Source organism: Massilia sp. Root335 (assembly GCF_001425685.1).
Taxonomy (GTDB): Bacteria; Pseudomonadota; Gammaproteobacteria; order Burkholderiales; family Burkholderiaceae_D; genus Telluria; species Telluria luteola.
In genome coordinates, this window is record NZ_LMCY01000038.1 from 1609 (window position 1) to 2128 (window position 520).

A 520-nucleotide genomic window follows, 5' to 3' on the forward strand; every position below is an offset into this window, starting at 1 on the left:
GAGCGTGTTGACGAAGAAGCCGATCAGGTCCTCGGTCTCGCTGCGGTTGCGGTTGGCGATCGGGGCGCCGATGCAGATGTCGCGCTGGCCGCTGTAGCGGTGCAGCAGGGCCTGGAACGCGGCGGTGAGCACGACGTACAGCGTCGTGCCGGCCCGCTTGCCCAGGTCGTACAGCGCGGCGGCGGCGGCGGCATCGACCGCGAACGACAGCGTGGCGCCGTGGTGGCGCTGTACGGGCAGGCGCGGACGGTCGGTCGGCAGTTCGAGCAGCGCCGGCGCGCCGGCCAGTTGACTGGTCCAGTAGTCGAGCAGGCGGCGCTTCACGTCGCCGCCGAGCCACTGGCGCTGCCAATGGGCGAAGTCGGTGTATTGCAGCGTCAGCGGCGCCAGTGGCGCGGCCAGGCCGCGGACGTACGCGGTGTACGCGGCCGTGAGTTCGCGCAGCAGCACGCCCATGGACCAGCCGTCGGAGACGATGTGGTGCATGGTCAGCAGCAGCACGTGTTCGGCGGCGGACAGG

At 71.2% G+C, this 520-nt stretch carries 1 protein-coding gene; it reads right to left on the minus strand.

The window, feature by feature from the left end; all coding sequences use genetic code 11:
* Positions 1 to 520, minus strand: a 520-nt coding sequence (locus tag ASC93_RS30100) for a condensation domain-containing protein (protein ID WP_229412824.1), incomplete at both ends; no start/stop codon positions are given.